A 2,435-nucleotide genomic window follows, 5' to 3' on the forward strand; every position below is an offset into this window, starting at 1 on the left:
GACGTTGCCACAGGATGTGGCGTACTTAGTCTTTAATCTTACTCCTCGAAAAATTTCCATTGAAAATCTGTGGCATCCGTTGGAGGCTTTAACTTTATTCAATGGGATTAAGCTCCCGCTGAATAAAGTTAGAAACGTACGCTTACTTGCCCGATATGAGCAAATCTTGCAGTGAATGAATCGCCTTCACGAGCTTCGATTGCCGCCGATAATGCACCGGATAAAATGACTTCACCAGCTCTTAACGGAATATCAAATTCAGACAGCTTATTCGCTAACCATGCAACACAATTTGCCGGGTTCCCTAATGCTGCGGCACCGACCCCTGTGTTGGACAACTCGCCATTTTTTGAAAGCGTCATTCCGATTAACTCAAGGTCAATATCTTCTACTTTAGTGGGCTTTCCACCTAACACATAAAACCCAGAGGATGCATTATCTGCGACCGTATCAGCAAGCTTAATCTTCCAATCTTTTACTCTGCTATCTACGATTTCTAAGGCAGGAACGATATATTCCGTTGCATGAAGAACATCAAGTGCAGTCACATTCGGTCCGCGTAAATCCTTGTTTAAAATAAACGCAATCTCCGCTTCCACCTTAGGCTGCAGTACTTTTTCGAACGAAATCTTCCCGCCATTTTCAACCACCATGCGATCCAATAAGTGGCCGTAATCCGGTTCGTCTACCCCTAAAAGATTTTGCATCGCTAACGAGGTTAAACCGATTTTTTTCCCGACAATTTTCTGTCCTTGAGATAATCTTTTTTTAATATTTTCAAGCTGAATATAGTACGCGTCTTTAACCGTTAACTCTGAATCTACTGAAGTTGGCGGGTCAATGCCAACTCCAGTAGATTCTGCTTTAGCCAATTGTAAGGCAAATTGTTCAATTTTATTCGTCAAAGGTCCTACTTCCCTTCTTAAAGTTTAATCGTGATATTTGATAGTTCTGAATAAAAATCAAGACTATGCATACCGCCAGTTCTGCCGATGCCACTATGTTTCGTTCCACCAAATGGTGTACGTAGGTCACGTAAGAACCATGTATTCACCCAAATAATTCCGGCTTCGATTTGGTGGGCAACACGGTGAGCACGTCTTAGATCATTCGTCCAAATGGTTGCACTTAATCCATAGTGAGTGTCATTTGCTTGCATGATGACTTCTTCTTCAATATCGAATGGTGTAACAGTCACAACAGGTCCGAAAATTTCTTCTCGAACACAACGAGAATTACGATCCAACCCAGTTATAATCGTAGGCTCTAAATAATAACCTTTGTCGAAGCCTTCAGGACGTTTTCCACCTGTTACAAAAGTACCGCCATCATTGCGAGCAATTTCAAGATAGCTTTTCACTCGGTCATAATGTTCTTTACTGATTAAAGCTCCAACATTGGTGTCTTCACTTTCTGGTAGGCCAACTTTTAATGTCTTCACTTTCTCGGAAAATTTGTTTAAGAACTCTTCATAAATTGGCCGTTCAACATAAATTCTCGAACCGCAAAGACATACTTCGCCTTGGTTGATAAAGCTTGATTTAATGGTCGTTTCGATCACCTCATCAAGATCGGAATCCGCAAAAATAATATTTGGATTTTTACCTCCAAGCTCGAAGGATAATTTTTTCAATGATGGAGATGCTGCTCTCATAATCGCAGAGCCTGTTCCGGGTTCACCGATAAAAGAAATCGCATCAACATCTGGATGCTCAGAGATTGCACTTCCAGCAGAATCAGTACCGAAACCATGAACTAAATTGACTACCCCGTCCGGAACTCCGGCATCTTTACAAATTTCCATCAATACTGTTGCAGTCATCGGTGTCCATTCAGCTGGTTTGATGACCGCCGTATTCCCCATTGCTAGACAAGGCGCTAATTTCCAAGTAAGAAGCAATAATGGTAGGTTCCATGGCTTAATAATTCCTACCACACCCACTGGACGACGATGCGTATAATGCAAGGCTTTATCGTCCTGCAAATTTGCATCGGTATTAACCGAAATCATATAATCAGCGAAGAAGTGGAAGTTATATGCCGCACGTGGAATATCCACGCTATTTGCTAACCAAAATGGCTTTCCAGTATCTAAAGATTCAAGTCGTGCGAGTTCTTCTTGTCTTTCAAGGATTAAATCCCCAATTCGACGTAGAATTTTCGAACGTTCTTCAACTGTTGTGTTTTTCCACTTTCCATTTAAAGCTCTTTTTGCAGCAGCTACAGCAAAATTGACTTCTTCCTTTCCACCTTCTGCAACTGTTCCCAAAACCTCTTCAGTTGCAGGATTAATATTATTAAATGTTTTTTCGTTTTGTGATCCAACAAATTGTCCGTTAATAAAATGCAAACAATCTATTGCCTTAACTCTTGTTTCTACTTGCATTAAAATTCCTCCTTAAACTTAACGAAATTTTTTGATAATTTATATCTGT

The 2,435-nt window shown here is 40.5% G+C and carries 2 protein-coding genes; both read right to left on the reverse strand.

Going from position 1 to position 2,435, the window contains the following annotated elements; genetic code table 11:
• Window positions 1–128: 128 nt before the first annotated feature.
• On the reverse strand, window positions 129–905 hold the full coding sequence (locus tag V7147_RS24500) for a 2-keto-4-pentenoate hydratase (RefSeq protein WP_335370404.1): 777 nt from the start codon (window positions 903–905) through the stop codon (window positions 129–131).
• Window positions 906–922: 17 nt separating this feature from the next.
• Complete coding sequence (locus V7147_RS24505; protein ID WP_335370405.1) at window positions 923–2,386, reverse strand: aldehyde dehydrogenase; 1,464 nt, start codon at window positions 2,384–2,386, stop codon at window positions 923–925.
• Window positions 2,387–2,435 lie beyond the last annotated feature (49 nt).

This window comes from Bacillus sp. JJ1521 (assembly GCF_036965165.1).
GTDB lineage: Bacteria > Bacillota > Bacilli > Bacillales > Bacillaceae_L > Ferdinandcohnia.